A 16140-nucleotide genomic window follows, 5' to 3' on the forward strand; every position below is an offset into this window, starting at 1 on the left:
TCGATGAGCAGTGCATTTCCCGAAATCTACGTGGTCCGCCATGGCGAGACCGAATGGAGCGCGTCGGGCAGGCACACCGGACGTACCGATATCCCTCTGACCGCCAAGGGTGAGGAGGCCGCGCGCGGCGTGGCCGATCGGCTCAAGGGCCTGACGTTCCAGGCGGTCTGGTCGAGCCCCTCGCGGCGTGCCTTCGACACCTGCCGGCTCGCCGGCTTCGGCGAGGGCGCGGTCAAGAGGCCGGAGCTGCAGGAATGGGATTACGGCGCTTACGAAGGCGTGACGACGAAGGAGATCCTGTCGAAGCGCCCTGGCTGGCAGTTGTTTCGCGACGGTTGCCCGAACGGCGAGACGGCGGCCGATGTCGGCGCCCGGGCGGACGCCGTCATAGCCGGGCTGCGCGCGGTTGCCGGCAATGTGCTCATCTTCTCCAGCTCGCATTTCCTGCGTGTCTTCGCGGCGCGCTGGGTCGGTCTGCCGCCGGAAGGCGGCGAGCATTTCGTACTCGATACCGCCAGCCTCAGCATGCTCGGCTACGAGCACGACTTGACGGAGCCGGTCATCCGGCGGTGGAACCAGAAATAGCGATCGCCGGAAGCTAGCCGCCGCCCAACATCGTCAGTTCCTCCGCCGACAGATGCCGCGCCTTGCCTTTGGCAAGCTCGCCAAGCTGAAGACCGCCGATCGCTACCCTGACCAGCCTCAGCACCTCGATGTCGAAAGCGCCGAGCAGCCTGCGGATCTGCCGGTTGCGCCCCTCTTCGAGCATGATCTCCAGCCAGGCGGTCCGCCCGCCGCTGCGCAGCAGCCCGACCGAGCTTGCGGTGAGCAATTCGCCGTCGACGACAGAACCTTGACGAAAGCGCTCCAGCATCGCCTCGTCGGGCGTAGCGTCGATCTGAACGTGATAGGTCTTGGCGACATGCGAGGCCGGATCGAGCAGGCTGTTCGCCCAGCGCGTGTCATTGGTCATCAGCAACAGACCCTCGCTTGCCTTGTCGAGCCGGCCGACCGGCGACACGAAAGGCAGATCGAGCCCTTGCAGGCAATCATAGACCGTGCCGCGGCCTTCGGGGTCCTCCCGCGTGGTGACCAGTCCGCGCGGCTTGTTGAGCATGAGATAAACCCTGCGCTCGGCCGCCACGCGCTCGCCATCGACGGTGATGCGGTCGCGATCGGGATCGATGCGCAGCAAGGCATCGCGCACCGTCCTGCCGCCGACCTGCACTCGCCCCTCGGCGACGAGACGCTCGGCCTGCGTGCGCGAGCAGAAACCGAGCTTGGAGAGCGCTCGGGCAAGGCTGACCTTTGGGGTTGCGGATCGTCGGTCGGGTTGGCGTGCCACGGTCTCTGTCTTCGAACTTGCCCGGAACGCCGCAACCGATGCCACGCTTGGCGAGAGGGGCGCAAGCGGTTCCATTGTTGTGCGGTTCGGGTCGTCAATTCATTCCGGTGGCGCGCTCAATCGCCGGTAGGAGACGCCGTCGAATGTGGCCGTCACGAAGCTCTTGACCGACATCTTGCGCTTTCGCCCGTCGCTGCAGGCATAGATCGGCCAGCCGGCTTCGCTGCACTCGCTGGCCGTGCAGATGCGGGCCACGCAATTTCCCGTGGTCAGTCGAAAGCCACCCTTGCCGGCAAAGCCCTGCAGCAGGCTGCCATCCGCCGCGCGCCAGGTCCGTTGCTGGAATTCGGGTCGCAGCAGCCGAGGCTCGAGCGGCGCCGCCAGGCCGAACCGGGTCGCGTCGCCCGAGTATTGGAGCCGATAGCGCGCCATGCCGCTCGAGTAGGCGGTGATCAGATCGGATTCACCCGAATAGGCCGCGGCCAGGTCGGGTCGGTCGAAAAGATGGGACGCACGCATGTCAGCCTCCGACGGCCTCGTCAGGGCAGCGAGGGCGACAAGCGCAAGGCAGAGGCGCGGCATCTCTTTTTCCAGCCATCCCCATCCGGCGTGCCGGATTGCCCGGCTGCCTGCGCCTACAATCTTTCCAATCGGATTTTCGCGCAAGCCGCTCTATTGGCCGGCGATGGCGGCCTCGCTTGGTCAGCCGTTGGCCGGCGGCAGCTCGAACAAGGTGGCGCCGTTCTTACGCCCCCGGTCGATATAGCCGATCGCGCGGAACCATCTCGCGACGTCAGGCCCCTCGAGCCAGCTGAGCGAATGGATCGGAAGGTTGCCGGCAAGCGCCTGGACATGGCGAATGTGCCGCTTGCAGAAGCGTACCGTGGCTGCGATGAAGAAATCCTCGCGCGCGGCGAACAGCGTGTCGGCGGCATCCGCCTGCTCATGCCAGGCGATGATCGCGACGGTCCTATCGCCCTGCACGAGAGCATGGGCCCGCCCTTCCTTCAGGTTCATCATCAGATTGTCGTAGGCGCTTTTGCTGTCCTTTCCGGCCGCTGCGTATTCGTCCGACACTCGCTTGGACAGGCTGCGGAAAACGTCCTCCAGGTCTCCGACCGTTGCCGTGCGTGCTCTCATTTCTCCTCCTGACAGCCCAAGGGCAGTTTGCCCTAGCACCGGAGGACGACCAAGAAAGGAGAATCTACAATCGACGAGTATGCGGAAACTCATTCCGGGCCAGGCGGCCCGGGCCCTGACAACATTCGCATATGAGCGTTGTCTTGAGATTGCATTTGCGTCGTCGGAGCCTCGTACCTCCGGACCTGTGAGGCCCCGCATCACTCCTGAAGGGGGCCATGATCGATCCTATTGAAACCATGCACGGGCGGCCTCGGTCCCGGAGCGATGAAACGTAGTGCTCCAGAAGGCGAACGGCCCGTAGAAGTCTACTCCTCAGCGACGACGCCTGGTCGCGCGGCGCGACGGTCGATAACCTGCGCTCGCCGCTCGACCAGTTTGTTGGAGTGGCGGCAGGAAGCGCATCGTTGAATTCGTCGCCGGCCTGCCATAAAAGGCACAAGCTCTTTGAAGGGCCTGTTACTGCAGCGTTAGGGGTATGCATTGACGTCGAGCAGGCCGATCCTGGTCACCGGCGCGGCCGGGTTCATAGGTTTTCACGTCTGCCACAGGCTGCTCGCCGAAGGCCGGCAGGTTGTCGGCCTCGACTCCATGAACGAGTATTACGATGTCACGCTGAAGCAGGCGCGGCTCGAGCGATTGAAAGGGTTTCCGAACTTTCGGTTCGAGCATGTCGATCTCACCGAGCGCGACCGTATCTCGGCGCTCTTTGCGGCGGTAGCGCCGGAAACCGTCGTCAATCTGGCCGCGCAGGCGGGCGTCCGCTATTCGCTGGTCAATCCGCATGCCTATGCGGAAAGCAATCTCAACGGCTTCCTCAACGTCCTGGAAGGATGCCGGCAGGCCTCGGTCGGCCATCTCGTCTACGCATCGTCGAGCTCGATCTATGGCGGCAGCACCCGCATGCCGTTCTCGGTGCACGATTCCGCCGACCATCCCCTCAGCCTCTATGCCGCAACCAAGAAGGCAAACGAGCTGATGGCCCACACCTACAGCCATCTGTTCGGGCTGCCGACCACAGGCTTGCGCTTCTTCACTGTCTACGGCCCGTGGGGACGGCCCGACATGGCCTTGTTCATCTTCACCAGGGCCATTCTCGCCGGCCAGCCGATCGACGTTTTCAACCACGGTAAAATGCAACGGGATTTCACCTACGTCGACGACATCGTCGAGGGGGTGGTCCGCGTCATGCAGCATCCCGCGAAACCCAACCCCGATTGGACAAGCGCCGACCCGGATCCCGCGACGAGCAATGCTCCGTTCAGGATACACAACATCGGCGACAGCTCGCCTGTCCAACTGAGCCGGCTTATCGACGTGCTGGAGGACGCCCTTGGGCGCAAGGCAATCCGCAACCTCATGCCACTTCAGCCGGGCGACGTTCTGTCAACCTTCGCCGACGTGACCTCGCTCGAGGAGGTGATAGGCTTCAGGCCCGGGATTTCGATCGAGGTCGGGGTTCCGCGCTTCGTGGAATGGTATCGGGATTTCTACCAGGTCTGATTGAACGCCTCGCGCACGACATGCAAGGGGTACAAACGCGTCGCCTGGCTCCCCGTTTCAGCGAGGCGCGCCTTGCCTGTTGATCCAGAGCGCAATCAGTGTGCAGGCGGCGCCCGAAAGCAGATAGGCGCCGGCGGCCACGAGGCCGAAATTGCCGGCCAGAAGCAGCGCGGCGAGCGGCGCGAACCCGGCGCCGAACATCCAGGCCATATCCGATGTCACGGCCGAGCCGGTGTAGCGATGCCGGCGTGAGAAGCTCGACGCCACGACGCCCGAGGATTGCCCGAAGCTCAGGCCGAGCAGGATGAAGCCCAGCACCATGAACACCGCCTCGCCGACGGTGCCGCCGTTGAGAAGCTGCGGGGCAAAGCCGCTGAAGACGGCGATGGCGATGGCGGATCCGCCGAGCAGGGCGCGGCGCCCGACCCGGTCGGCCAGCGGACCCGATGCCACGATTGCCGCGATGCCGAACAGCGCGCTCACCGCCTCGATCACCAGGAAGCGCTCCGGGCCCTCATTGGTGAACAGGAAAACCCAGGACAACGGGAACACCGTCACCATGTGGAAAAGGGCGAAGCTCGCCAGCGGCGCAAAGGCGCCGACCACGATGTTGCCGCCTTCCGTCCTCACCATGTCCCTGATGCGGGTCGGCTGCAGGTCACCGCTGTCGTAGAGTCTCGAGAATTCGGGCGTCACAACGATGCGCAGTCTAGCGAACAGCGCCACGACGTTGATGGCGAATGCGACGAAGAAGGGGTAGCGCCAGCCCCAGCTGAAAAAGTCGTCGGCCGAGAGGTTGGCGACAAAGAAGGCAAACAGCGAGCTTGCCACGATGAGGCCGATCGGCGCGCCGAGTTGCGGGATCATCGCATAGATGCCGCGCCGGTTGTGGGGCGCGTTCAGCGCAAGAAGCGAAGGCAGTCCGTCCCATGTGCCGCCGAGCGCCAGTCCCTGGAGGAACCGGGTAAGACCCAGCAGCCAGGCGGCGACCACGCCGACATCTTGATAAGAGGGCAGGAACGCCATGGCGACGGTCGAGGTGCCGAGCAGGAACAGCGCTATCGTCAGCTTGACGCCGCGACCATAGGCGCGGTCGATCGCCATGAACAGCACGGTGCCGAAAGGGCGCGCGACAAAGGCCAGGGCGAAGATGGCGAAGGAATAGAGCGTTCCGGCCAGCGGATCGTGCGTCGGAAACACAAGCTTGGGGAACACGATCACGGAAGCGATGGCATAGACGAAGAAATCGAAGAATTCCGACGTCCGGCCGATGATCACGCCGACCGCTATATCGCCGGCGCTGACCTGGCCGTGATGAGAGCCGATCAGCCCGCTGTCAGTTTCGGCAGTCGAAGTTTCAGCCATTGTGTCTCTGTCACCACCGAAAATGTGTGAGGCGTCCGGCGCGCGAGCGTCAGGGCCTTATTGTGCAGCGCACACTTTGCCGAAACGGGCAAAAACTGGGCATTGGACAAATTGTCCAATGTCGCCAGGGGTCCGCCGGGCGTAGCCCTCCAAATTGATACCGCAGTGCAACATGCGCGATGTGTTGCGACGAGTCATCGAGGGCGCCGTTTGATGAAACGATTTGGAGCCTTGCTTCTGCTTCCCCTGGCCGTTCTGCTGACCGGCTGCGACTTCGTCGTGCTGGCGCCAGCAGGCGATGTCGCGGCGCAGCAGCGCGACCTGCTCGTGGTTTCGACCCTGTTGATGCTGCTCATCATCGTGCCCGTCATGGCGCTGACGGTCTTTTTCGCCTGGCGCTACCGTCAGGCCAACACGGCCGCGGCCTATATGCCGGACTGGGACCATTCGACCAAGCTGGAACTGGTGATATGGGCCGCACCCCTCCTCATCATCATCTGTTTGGGAGCGCTGACCTGGCTCGGCACGCATCTTCTCGACCCCTACCGGCGCATCGACCGGATCGAGCCCGGCCAGCCGGTCACGCAGAGCCACAAGCCGCTCAGGGTCGAGGTCGTCGCGCTCGACTGGAAATGGCTCTTCATCTATCCGGACTACGGCATCGCCTCCGTCAACGAACTGGCGGCGCCGGTCAACCAGCCGATCGACTTCCGCATCACCTCGTCCACGGTGATGAATTCCTTCTACATCCCCGCCCTTGCCGGCCAGATCTACGCCATGCCCGGCATGGAGACGAAGCTGCATGCGGTCATTAATCGTCCGGGCACCTATACGGGTTTCTCCGCCAACTACAGCGGCGCCGGTTTCTCCGGCATGCACTTTGCTTTCCACGGCCTCTCCGACCAGGCCTTCGGCGAGTGGGTGGCGCAGGCCAAGGGCGCGCCGGCCACGCTCAGCCGCGACAGCTATCTCCAGCTCGAACGTCCGAGCGAGAACGAACCGGTCCGCCACTATGCCTCCGTCGATCCCGACCTCTACGGCGCCATCCTCAACCTGTGCGTCGAACCCGGCAAGATGTGCATGAACGAGATGATGTCGATCGACGCCAAGGGCGGCCTGGGGCTGGCTGGCGTCCGCAACACCTTGCCGCTGCAATATGACAAGCTTGCCCGGCGCGGCGCCGTGTTCGGCAACGATCCGTCCTACGTCGCAAGCATATGCACGGCCGAGGAAGCGGCCGCCGCCTCGCGCGCGGCGCGTGATGCGGATGCGAAATACTGGCCGCTGCGCGATCTTTCCCCGCTGCGCGGGGCGGGATTGCTCAGCCCCGTGACAGGCAGCCGCAGCGCCGACGCCGGGGCGCCGTCGCCCGGCCTGCCGCGCTTTGAATTGTGAGGGATGGCTGATGCCTGAGACGCTGACCAAATTCATCTTCGGCCGCCTCACTTTGGAGTCGCTGCCGCTGCACGAGCCGATCGTCGTGGGCACCTTCATCGCGGTGGCGCTCGGCGGCCTCGCGCTTTTCGGCGCCATCACCTATTTCCGGCTCTGGGGCTATCTGTGGCGCGAGTGGTTCACCAGCGTCGACCACAAGAAGATCGGCATCATGTACATGGTGCTCGGCCTCGTCATGCTGCTGCGCGGCTTTTCCGACGCCATCATGATGCGTCTGCAGCAGGCCATCGCCTTCAACGGCTCCGAGGGCTATCTCAACGCCCATCATTACGACCAGATCTTCACCGCCCATGGCGTGATCATGATCTTCTTCGTGGCGATGCCCTTCGTCACCGGATTGATGAACTTCGTCGTGCCGCTGCAGATCGGCGCGCGTGACGTGTCGTTTCCCTTCCTCAACAATTTCAGCTTCTGGATGACGGTCGGAGGCGCCGTCCTGGTCATGGCCTCGCTGTTCGTGGGCGAATTCGCCCGCACCGGCTGGCTGGCCTATCCGCCGCTCTCCGGCATCGGCTACAGTCCCGATGTCGGCGTCGATTACTACATCTGGGCGTTGCAGGTGGCCGGCGTCGGCACGACGCTGTCCGGCATCAATCTGATATCCACCATCGTCAAGATGCGCGCTCCAGGCATGACGATGATGCGCATGCCCGTCTTCACCTGGACCTCGCTCTGCACCAACGTGCTGATCGTGGCGTCCTTCCCGGTGCTGACGGCGGTGCTCACGCTGCTCGCGCTCGACCGCTATGTCGGCACCAACTTCTTCACCAACGACTTCGGCGGCAACCCGATGATGTATGTGAACCTCATCTGGATATGGGGCCACCCCGAGGTCTACATCCTCATCCTGCCGCTGTTCGGCGTCTTCTCCGAGGTTACCTCCACCTTCTCCGGCAAGCGACTGTTCGGTTACACCTCGATGGTCTACGCCACGGTCGTCATCACCATCCTGTCCTATCTGGTGTGGCTGCACCACTTCTTCACCATGGGCTCTGGCGCCAGCGTCAATTCCTTCTTCGGTATCACCACGATGATCATCTCGATCCCGACCGGAGCGAAGATGTTCAACTGGCTTTTCACCATGTATCGCGGCCGTATCCGCTTCGAGTTGCCGATGATGTGGACGGTGGCCTTCATGCTCACCTTCGTCGTCGGCGGCATGACCGGCGTGCTGCTTGCCGTGCCGCCGGCCGACTTCGTGCTGCACAACAGCCTGTTCCTGATCGCGCATTTCCACAACGTCATCATCGGGGGCGTGCTGTTCGGCCTGTTCGCCGGCATCGCCTACTGGTGGCCCAAGGCCTTCGGCTTCAAGCTCGATCCCTTCTGGGGCAAGGTCTCGTTCTGGTGCTGGGTGGTCGGCTTCTGGTTCGCCTTCATGCCGCTCTACATCCTCGGCCTGATGGGCGTGACGCGCCGCATGCGCGTCTTCGACGATCCCTCGCTGCAGATATGGTTCGTGATCGCCGCCTTCGGCGCGGTGCTGATCGCCTGCGGCATCGCCGCCTTCCTGGTCCAGATCTTCGTGTCCATCCGCAAGCGCGCGGAACTGGTCGACGTCACCGGCGATCCTTGGGACGGACGCACGCTCGAGTGGTCGACCTCCTCGCCGCCGCCGGCCTACAACTTCGCCTTCACGCCGGTCATCCGCGACAACGATGCCTGGTGGGACATGAAGAAGGCCGGTTACAAGCGCCCGCTCTCCGGCTTCAAGCCGATCCACATGCCGAGCAACACCGGCACCGGCGTCGTCCTTGCGGTGTTCAGCGTCGCGCTCGGCTTCGGGCTGATCTGGTACATGTGGTGGCTGGCGGCTCTGAGCTTCGTCTGCCTGGTCGCTGCCGCGATCGGCCACACCTTCAACTATCAACGCGACTTCGACATTCCGGCGGCCGAGGTCACGCAAACGGAAGAGGCGAGGACGACGCTCCTCGCCGCCCGGGAGGCTAGGGCTTGAGCATGGCATCGACGGCAATTACGGCCGGCGCCGAACCGGTCTTCCACCTTGAAGAGGAGCATGTGCACGCCGAAGGCGGCAGCACTATGCTTGGCTTCTGGCTCTATCTGATGAGCGACTGCCTGATCTTCGCCATGCTGTTCGCGGCCTATGGCGTGCTCGGCGGCAACTACGCGGCCGGTCCGGCGCCGAAGGACCTGTTCGACCTCGGCCTGGTGGCGGTCAACACCACCATGCTGCTCTTGTCCTCGATCACCTACGGCTTTGCCATGCTGACCATGGACAAGGGCCGCGTCGCGGCGACGCAAGCCTGGCTTGCCGTGACGATGCTGTTCGGCCTGGCGTTCCTGTCCATCGAGCTCTACGAATTCGCGCATATGATCCATGAGGGCGCGACGCCGCAGCGCAGCGCCTTCCTGTCGTCCTTCTTCACGCTGGTCGGCACGCACGGCCTGCACGTCACCTTCGGCATCGTGTGGATGGTGACGCTGATGGTGCAGGTAGCCAGGCACGGCCTCATCGAGGCCAATCGCCGCCGGCTGATGTGCCTTTCGATGTTCTGGCACTTCCTCGACGTCGTCTGGATCGGCGTCTTCACCTTCGTCTATCTGATGGGGATGCTCAGATGAGCGCTGATGATCATGCCGGCCACGACCACACGCATGGCGGCGCCGCGCACGGGTCGCTGAAGGGTTACCTGACCGGCTTCGTCCTGTCGGTGATCCTCACCGCGATTCCGTTCTGGATGGTCATGACCGGCGCCCTGGACAACAAGCAGGCCACCGCCATCATCATCATGGCTTTCGCGGTGGTGCAGATCGTGGTGCACATGGTCTTCTTCCTGCACATGAACCCCGCCTCGGAAGGCGGATGGTCGATGCTGGCGCTCATCTTCACGGTGATCCTCGTCGTCATCGTGCTCAGCGGCTCGCTCTGGGTGATGTACCACCTCAACGCCAACATGATGCCTGGCCTCCACGAAATGCGGGAGATGCCATGAGCCCCCTTTCGGGCATGGGCGTGTCGGGCGCGGGGAAGGCCAAATTCCGGACTGAAGAGATGATCGGTGGGGCGAGCGCAGACCTCCGCGCCGCGCAGCCAAGGGGCTCCGTGTCGCGCTTCCTGTTGGCGCTTTTGGGGGTTCTCGGCGTTCTGGTGTTTCTCGGGCTCGGCATCTGGCAACTGGAAAGGCGGGTCTGGAAGCTCGATCTGATCGCCCGCGTCGATCAGCGCATCCATGCTGCCGTCGTCGATGCGCCCGCCCCCAAGGACTGGAGTGGCTTGAACGCCGCTGATTACGAATATCGCCATGTGCGGTTGAACGGGCGCTTTGAAGGCCATGCCAACACGCTGGTGCAGGCGGTGACCGACCTTGGCGGCGGCTATTGGGTGCTGACGCCGATGCGCACCGACAGCGGTTTCGTGGTGCTCGTCAATCGCGGCTTCATCCCGCAGGAGCGCAAGGCGGAGTTCGAGCGGGAAAGCGGCGGTTCCACCGCGTCGGAAACGGTCGAGGGGCTGCTGCGGGTCAGCGAGCCCGGCGGCGGTTTCCTGCGCAGCAACGATCCGGCGGCCAATCGCTGGTATTCGCGGGACGTCGTGGCAATCGCCAAGGCGCGCGGCCTGACCGACGTAGCGCCCTATTTCGTCGATGCCGGAGCCTCGGGCGCGGAAAGCTGGCCGCGCGGCGGACTCACCGTCGTCAACTTCCGCAACAGTCATCTTGTCTATGCCCTGACTTGGTTTGCCCTGGCAGCGATGCTGGCAATCGCCCTTGCCAGGCCGATCTTCGCCAGCCGTCAGGAGCGGGGCGCCGCCAGATGAACGTCCCGCCCTCGCGGCTCCATCAGGGCAAACCGATGCTGGCGGCTTCAATTGGCGGCCGGGGCATTGCCTCGAATTCCGACGTGACAAACAGGAAGAACCTGCTCCTGCTCGTCCAGTTACGCTGGCTGGCGGTGGCGGGGCAGGTGCTGACCATCCTGGTGACGCAATATTGGTTTGCCATCCCGTTACCCATGCCGGAGATGGCCGGCGTTGTGCTTTTCCTGGTTGGGCTGAACGGCTTCAGCCTGCTGGCCCTGCGCGGCAATCGCCGCATCTCCAACGCGCACCTGTTCGTCGCGCTGATCTTCGACATGGCGGCGTTGACCACGCAACTCTACCTGAGCGGCGGCGCCTCGAACCCCTTCGTGTCGCTCTATCTCCTGCAGATCACGCTCGGCGCCGCGCTGCTGGCGCCGTGGTCGACCTGGATCCTGGTGGTGGCGGGCTCGGCCTGCTTCGTCTTCCTCATCTTCGTTTTCCAGCCGATCGCCGTTCCGCACCAAGGCGGCAGCGACCTTCTCGCCCTGCATCTGCGCGGCATGTTCATCTGCTTCGTGCTGGCGGCCGGACTGATCGTGATCTTCATGACGCGCATCAACCGCAACCTGCGCGAGCGCGATGCCTATCTCGCCGCCCTCCGCCAGCGTTCAGCCGAAGAGGACCATATCGTGCGCATGGGCTTGCTGGCCTCGGGCGCCGCGCATGAACTTGGCACACCGCTATCGACCATATCGGTCATCCTGTCCGACTGGCGTCAAATGCGCGGCGTCAAACGCAACCGCGAGCTTTCCGGTGACGTGGCCGAGATGCAGGCGCAGGTCGAGCGCTGCAAAAGCATAGTCACCGGCATCCTGATGTCCTCCGGCCAGGCGCGAGGCGAGGGCACGATCCGCACCACGATCCGCCACTTCCTCGACGATCTCGTCCAGGAGTGGCGTGTCAGCCGTCAGCCCTTCAAGCTGGATTACAGCAACGGTTTCGAGCCGGATGTGCAGATCGTTTCCGACACGGCGCTGAGACAAGTGATCTTCAACGTTCTCGACAATGCGCAGGAAGCATCGCACGATTGGGTGGGTATCACTGCCGAGCGCCAGGATGAGAAGGTGGTGCTGTCCATCAGGGATCGCGGACCGGGTTTCGACGAGGATATTCTGGTTACGCTCGGCCAACCCTATATGTCGAGCAAGGGGCGACCGGGCGGTGGCCTGGGCCTCTTCCTGGTGTTCAATGTGGTGCGCATGCTCGGAGGCGACGTTTTGGCGCGCAACATGGCCGATGGCGCCTGTGTTACCCTTTCGCTGCCGCTGGCGGCGCTGACCGATGGAGGCGATCATGAAGTCTGATCGATCCCTGTTCGTCGTCGAGGACGACGCGACATTCGCGCGAACGCTCAAACGCTCCTTCGAGAAGCGCGAGTATGACGTCGTAGTCTGCCACGACCGCGAGGCGCTGCTCGCGGCGCTGGAAACCGCCGTTCCGGCATATGCCGTCGTCGACCTCAAGCTCGGAGCGGGATCGGGTCTCGAATGCGTCAAGCTTTTGAGCGCCCGCGACTCGTCGATGCGGATCGTCGTGTTGACCGGATTTGCGAGCATCGCCACGGCGGTCGAGGCTATGAAGCTCGGCGCGTGCCACTACCTGGCCAAGCCCGCCAACACCGACGATATCGAAGCCGCCTTCGGTCGCGCCGAGGGCGACGTTTCGGTGCCGCTCACCAGCCGCCCCACCTCGATCAAGAACCTCGAATGGGAGCGCATCCACGAAACGCTGGTCGAGACAGGCTTCAACATCTCCGAAGCCGCGCGGCGGCTAGGCCTGCACAGGCGCACGCTCGCCCGCAAGCTCGAGAAGCGCGTGGTGCAATAGCCGGGGGTCAAGGCAACCGTAGAACCGGAAAGAGCGCGTGGCGCCTCCGCCTATGCCTGCGATCGCAACGTCTTCGGCCGGTCGATCGGCGCCAATCAGGGCGTCCAGTTTCCGATCGCGAGGGCCTATGCCAACATGCGCGCGGCCGAGTTGATGGTCCGGGAGGCGACGCGCCTCTACGAGGCCGGCCTCGACTGCGGCGCCGAAGCCAACATGGCCAAGATGCTGGCCGCCGATGCCTCGAACGAGGCCGCCAACGCGTGCATCCAGACGCATGGCGGTTTCGGCTTCGCCGAGGAATACGATGTCGAGCGCAAGTTCCGCGAAACCCGGCTCTATCAGGTGGCGCCCATCTCGACCAACCTCATCCTGTCCTACCTCTCCGAGCATGTGCTCGGAATGCCACGATCCTATTGATACGCATGGCCAGTGGACGCGGTGTCGCGGCAGACAGCTAGTCCTCGGACCGGGTGGAGAACGGGTGCAAAAGCTATGCACGCGTTTTCTCGAGTAGAAAAATGAGAAATTCCAGATGGCGCAACTATTTCGCCGGGGCGGTGGTGCGTGTGCGCGCTTTCTTGCCGCCGCGAATGAAGTGCGCCACGACATAGAATTGCCGGCGGCGCGCTTCGGTGCCAGTCTCGAACACGTGGCGCACCGGCGCTCAACCTTGCGGCTGCCGGGGTCTGCGCCTGACGAGCAGGACGGGTGATTAACCATATTGGTGACGCCGAGGTCTTCCCATGGAGACTTCAGGCAGGCGCGCAGCGTTTAGACCTCGGATAGGTTTTGCCGGTATTGGTCTGGAAAAGGAGCCGGAAAGTCATGACCGGAATCTGGCATTCACTCCTCGCCAACCTTGCCCTGGTCTCCATCCTGGTCGTGGCCTGGGACCTTGTGGCGGATTTCACCGGGCGCCTGCCGCGACGGATACAGTCGCTGCTTCTCGGCCTGGTGATGTGCATGGGCTCCATCATTTCCATGGCGACTGCGCTCTCCGTCTCCGGCTTCGTCATTGACCTGCGCGCCGCCTTTATTGGCGCGGCCGCGTTCTTCGGCGGATGGCCGGCAATGCTCATCGCCACCACCGGCTCTATCGCCTATCGGCTTTATCTCGGCGGTCAGGGTGCAGCCGTTGGCGTCATGAGCATCCTGATCACCGCGGTCGTCGGCCTGGCCTGGCATCACATCGTTGCGGTCCGGTCGCGCACCATGTTCGACATACTCGGCCTCGGCGTGTCGGTTGCGCTCGCTGGGCTCCTCACGCTTGCGGTCATCCCGCCGCAAGTCGTTGCCGGTCTGGTGCAGCAAAGCACGCTTCCATCACTGGTGTTCCGGTTCATCAGCACTTTCATCATCAGCGTGCTGCTGGACCGGCAGCAGCGGCGGCGCGATCTCGCCGTGTCCAACATGATCTACCGCGCCATGGTTCGCGAGTTGCCGGATTGCCTCAACGTGAAGGATGTCGACGGCCGCTTCGTCGTTGCAAACCCCGCCACCGCCGAAATGATGCGCGCCGCCTCGGCCGAGGACCTTATCGGCAAGACGGATTTCGATTTCTATCCGAAGGATGTGGCCGAGCGCTTCAGGCTGGATGAAGTAGGTCCACTGGAAACGGGGCAGACACTGCGCTTAGATCAGCCCGCGCTTTTCCTGGATGGTAGCAAGGGCTGGCTTTACACGTTGAAGGCTCCCTTCCGCGACGAGACCGGCAAGATCGTCGGCGTCATCACCTACAATCGCGACATCACCGAGCAGAAGAAGAACGCCCAACTCAAGAACGAATTCATCTCCACGGTCAGCCACGAACTGCGCACGCCGTTGACCTCCATCCGCGGATCGCTCGGCCTGATTGCGGCGGGCGTCGCGGGTGAATTGCCGCCCAAGGCCGCCAACCTCGTCAACATCGCCCACAACAACAGCGAGAGGCTGGTCCTTCTCATCAACGACATCCTCGACATGGAGAAGATCGAGTCGGGCGTCATCAGCTTCAAGATCAAGCAGATGCCTGTGCGCCCGGTGCTGGAGCAGGCCATCGCCGCCAGTACCAACTACATGGCCGAGAGCAGGATACGCATCGTCCTGGTCGACGATGCCCCTCGCGCCGAGGCCAACATCGACCCGGACCGGCTGCACCAGGTGATGGCGAATCTTCTGTCGAACGCGATCAAGTTCTCCGATCACGGCGGCACCGTGATGGTGAAGCTGCAGCGCCGCGACGGCGACATGCTGCGCATCTCCGTGATCGACCAGGGTGCAGGCATTCCCGAAGCGTTTCGGGGTCGCATTTTCGGCAAATTCGAGCAGGCCGATGCGTCTAGCACCCGCAAGAAGGGAGGCACCGGTCTGGGCTTGAGCATCGTCAAGGCGATTGTCGAGAAGCTGGGTGGCGCCGTTTCCTTCGAGACCGAGGAAGGCAAGGGAACCTCGTTTCACGTCGACCTTGCCGAAGCGCCCAGGCAGGCCGAGAAGCCTGTCTTGGTCGAGCGCCGGGCGCGCAGGCGCGATGGCCGCCTGCGTGTCTTGATTTGCGAGGACGAGGCCGACATCGCCGCGGTGATCGCCGCGCTTCTCGATGCGGAAGGCTTTTCCAGCGACGTCGCCCCCGACATCGACACCGCAAAGGCGCTTCTGGGCTCCCGAGATTACGTGGCGCTGACGCTAGACATCAAGCTGGCGGGGGAATCAGGCATCAAGCTCTTCCACGACATCAGGGCATCGGTGAATTCCGACATTGCGGTCATCGTCATCTCCGCCGTCGCAGACGAGGCCAAGCGCTCGCTGAACGGCACCGCCGTCGGCATCGTCGATTGGCTGGAGAAACCGGTGGATTCGAAACGGCTTCACGCCGCTCTTGCCAAGATCGTCGGCCGCAGGGTCGAGCCGAAGCCGCGGATCCTGCATGTCGAGGACGACGAAGGTGTGCTTGCGGTGATGTCGGAGGGGTTGGGTTCAGGCGTCTCGATCACCTCGGCGAGAACGCTCAAGGAAGCGCGGCAGGCGATCGCGAACCATCGCTTCGACCTAGTCATCCTGGACATCGCGCTCCCCGACGGATCGGGATTGGACTTGCTCGCTGATCTGCCGCTCGAAACCAGGGTCATCGTATTTTCCGCGGCGGAGCTGGACGACAAGCTGGGCGATCGCGTGCAGGCGATCATGACCAAGACCAAGGCGTCGGAGATCGATGTCGCAAAGCTGGTCAGGAACATGCTGGTTTCGAACCGCGACGCATCCGCGCAAGCCAGGGAGTGAGCCCTATGCCGGCAAGAATCCTTTATGTCGACGACGAGGACGACATTCGTGAAATTGCTCAGATGTCGCTTGAGCTCGAGCCGGAATTCGAAGTGCGGTCCTGCTCTTCGGGCGCGGCGGCGCTGGTCGATGCAGCGGCATGGCAACCAGACCTCATCCTGCTCGACGTGATGATGCCGGACATGGACGGGCCGGAGACCTTGAAGCGCCTGGCTGATTCGCAGCCGACGGCGACCATACCCGTGGTGTTCATCACGGCGCGCACCCAGACGCATGAGGTCGAACGCTATCTCGCCATGGGAGCGGTGGGCGTCATCGCAAAACCCTTCGACCCGCTGGCGCTTGCCGGCGACGTGAAGAGGCTGCTTGCGTCGCGTGCCGGCGACCCGGCGGCCTAGCCGCGAGGACGCCCGCGGCGGCGAAGCCT

Annotated in this window: 15 protein-coding genes and 2 pseudogenes; 13 read left to right on the forward strand and 4 right to left on the reverse strand. The window is 63.5% G+C overall.

Going from position 1 to position 16140, the window contains the following annotated elements; genetic code table 11:
* Positions 1-3 precede the first annotated feature (3 nt).
* On the forward strand, positions 4-585 hold the full coding sequence (locus tag ACR64R_RS26690; protein ID WP_487359222.1) for a histidine phosphatase family protein: 582 nt from the start codon (positions 4-6) through the stop codon (positions 583-585).
* 13 nt (positions 586-598) lie between these two features.
* Here ACR64R_RS26690 and ACR64R_RS26695 read toward each other — a convergent pair whose 3' ends face one another.
* From ACR64R_RS26695 to ACR64R_RS26705, 3 genes are all read right to left on the reverse strand, one after another.
* Positions 599-1345: a pseudouridine synthase gene (locus ACR64R_RS26695; RefSeq protein ID WP_487359223.1), complete on the reverse strand. Its 747-nt coding sequence runs from the start codon at positions 1343-1345 to the stop codon at positions 599-601.
* 99 nt (positions 1346-1444) lie between these two features.
* Complete coding sequence (locus ACR64R_RS26700; RefSeq protein ID WP_487359224.1) at positions 1445-1864, reverse strand: hypothetical protein; 420 nt, start codon at positions 1862-1864, stop codon at positions 1445-1447.
* Between the two features lie 183 nt (positions 1865-2047).
* Positions 2048-2485, reverse strand: coding sequence for a hypothetical protein (locus ACR64R_RS26705; RefSeq protein WP_487359225.1), 438 nt, complete (start codon positions 2483-2485; stop codon positions 2048-2050).
* Positions 2486-2968: 483 nt separating this feature from the next.
* On the opposite strand from ACR64R_RS26705, the gene ACR64R_RS26710 reads away from it, so the two are divergent.
* Positions 2969-3988, forward strand: a complete 1020-nt coding sequence (locus ACR64R_RS26710) for an NAD-dependent epimerase (protein ID WP_487359226.1) — start codon at positions 2969-2971, stop codon at positions 3986-3988.
* 57 nt (positions 3989-4045) lie between these two features.
* Here ACR64R_RS26710 and ACR64R_RS26715 read toward each other — a convergent pair whose 3' ends face one another.
* A complete protein-coding gene (locus ACR64R_RS26715) occupies positions 4046-5353 on the reverse strand; it encodes an MFS transporter (protein ID WP_487359227.1) in 1308 nt (435 codons plus the stop codon).
* 213 nt (positions 5354-5566) lie between these two features.
* On the opposite strand from ACR64R_RS26715, the gene cyoA reads away from it, so the two are divergent.
* From cyoA to ACR64R_RS26770, 11 genes and pseudogenes are all read left to right on the forward strand, one after another.
* Entirely contained in the window at positions 5567-6748 is a 1182-nt protein-coding gene (gene cyoA, locus ACR64R_RS26720; protein ID WP_487359228.1) for a ubiquinol oxidase subunit II, read from the forward strand.
* Between the two features lie 10 nt (positions 6749-6758).
* Positions 6759-8765, forward strand: a complete 2007-nt coding sequence (gene cyoB, locus ACR64R_RS26725) for a cytochrome o ubiquinol oxidase subunit I (protein ID WP_487359229.1) — start codon at positions 6759-6761, stop codon at positions 8763-8765.
* Positions 8766-8767: 2 nt separating this feature from the next.
* Complete coding sequence (gene cyoC, locus ACR64R_RS26730) at positions 8768-9394, forward strand: cytochrome o ubiquinol oxidase subunit III (protein ID WP_487362556.1); 627 nt, start codon at positions 8768-8770, stop codon at positions 9392-9394.
* On the forward strand, positions 9391-9765 hold the full coding sequence (gene cyoD, locus ACR64R_RS26735; protein ID WP_487359230.1) for a cytochrome o ubiquinol oxidase subunit IV: 375 nt from the start codon (positions 9391-9393) through the stop codon (positions 9763-9765). The genes cyoC and cyoD overlap by 4 nt, the downstream gene beginning before the upstream one ends.
* Positions 9762-10589, forward strand: coding sequence for an SURF1 family protein (locus ACR64R_RS26740; protein WP_487359231.1), 828 nt, complete (start codon positions 9762-9764; stop codon positions 10587-10589). Before cyoD ends, ACR64R_RS26740 begins: the two co-directional genes overlap by 4 nt.
* Positions 10586-11935, forward strand: a complete 1350-nt coding sequence (locus ACR64R_RS26745; protein WP_487359232.1) for an ATP-binding protein — start codon at positions 10586-10588, stop codon at positions 11933-11935. Before ACR64R_RS26740 ends, ACR64R_RS26745 begins: the two co-directional genes overlap by 4 nt.
* Positions 11925-12458 (forward strand): response regulator transcription factor, encoded by a 534-nt coding sequence (locus ACR64R_RS26750; protein WP_487359233.1) that lies wholly within the window; start codon positions 11925-11927, stop codon positions 12456-12458. The genes ACR64R_RS26745 and ACR64R_RS26750 overlap by 11 nt, the downstream gene beginning before the upstream one ends.
* A 42-nt stretch (positions 12459-12500) precedes the next feature.
* Positions 12501-12875 (forward strand): annotated as a pseudogene (locus ACR64R_RS26755) (acyl-CoA dehydrogenase family protein); the annotation flags it as partial.
* Between the two features lie 119 nt (positions 12876-12994).
* Positions 12995-13143: pseudogene (locus tag ACR64R_RS26760) on the forward strand (Cro/Cl family transcriptional regulator); the annotation flags it as partial.
* Between the two features lie 140 nt (positions 13144-13283).
* Positions 13284-15713 carry an ATP-binding protein gene (locus ACR64R_RS26765; protein WP_487359234.1) on the forward strand — a complete coding sequence of 810 codons (2430 nt, stop codon included), beginning with the start codon at positions 13284-13286 and terminating at the stop codon, positions 15711-15713.
* 5 nt (positions 15714-15718) lie between these two features.
* The gene (locus tag ACR64R_RS26770; protein WP_487359235.1) at positions 15719-16111 is read left to right on the forward strand and encodes a response regulator; all 393 of its coding nucleotides are present in this window, start codon (positions 15719-15721) and stop codon (positions 16109-16111) included.
* Positions 16112-16140: the final 29 nt, after the last annotated feature.

Source organism: Mesorhizobium sp. MC2-1-1 (assembly GCF_057597255.1).

Coding starts and splice junctions, on each gene's coding strand:
- ACR64R_RS26740 (WP_487359231.1), top strand. CDS start 9,762: ATGAGCCCCCTTTCGGGCATGGGCGTGTCGGGCGCGGGGAAGGCCAAA.
- cyoC (WP_487362556.1), top strand. CDS start 8,768: ATGGCATCGACGGCAATTACGGCCGGCGCCGAACCGGTCTTCCACCTT.
- ACR64R_RS26745 (WP_487359232.1), top strand. CDS start 10,586: ATGAACGTCCCGCCCTCGCGGCTCCATCAGGGCAAACCGATGCTGGCG.
- cyoB (WP_487359229.1), top strand. CDS start 6,759: ATGCCTGAGACGCTGACCAAATTCATCTTCGGCCGCCTCACTTTGGAG.
- ACR64R_RS26690 (WP_487359222.1), top strand. CDS start 4: ATGAGCAGTGCATTTCCCGAAATCTACGTGGTCCGCCATGGCGAGACC.
- ACR64R_RS26715 (WP_487359227.1), bottom strand. CDS start 5,353: ATGGCTGAAACTTCGACTGCCGAAACTGACAGCGGGCTGATCGGCTCT.
- ACR64R_RS26705 (WP_487359225.1), bottom strand. CDS start 2,485: ATGAGAGCACGCACGGCAACGGTCGGAGACCTGGAGGACGTTTTCCGC.
- ACR64R_RS26700 (WP_487359224.1), bottom strand. CDS start 1,864: ATGCGTGCGTCCCATCTTTTCGACCGACCCGACCTGGCCGCGGCCTAT.
- ACR64R_RS26770 (WP_487359235.1), top strand. CDS start 15,719: ATGCCGGCAAGAATCCTTTATGTCGACGACGAGGACGACATTCGTGAA.
- cyoD (WP_487359230.1), top strand. CDS start 9,391: ATGAGCGCTGATGATCATGCCGGCCACGACCACACGCATGGCGGCGCC.
- ACR64R_RS26750 (WP_487359233.1), top strand. CDS start 11,925: ATGAAGTCTGATCGATCCCTGTTCGTCGTCGAGGACGACGCGACATTC.
- cyoA (WP_487359228.1), top strand. CDS start 5,567: ATGAAACGATTTGGAGCCTTGCTTCTGCTTCCCCTGGCCGTTCTGCTG.
- ACR64R_RS26765 (WP_487359234.1), top strand. CDS start 13,284: ATGACCGGAATCTGGCATTCACTCCTCGCCAACCTTGCCCTGGTCTCC.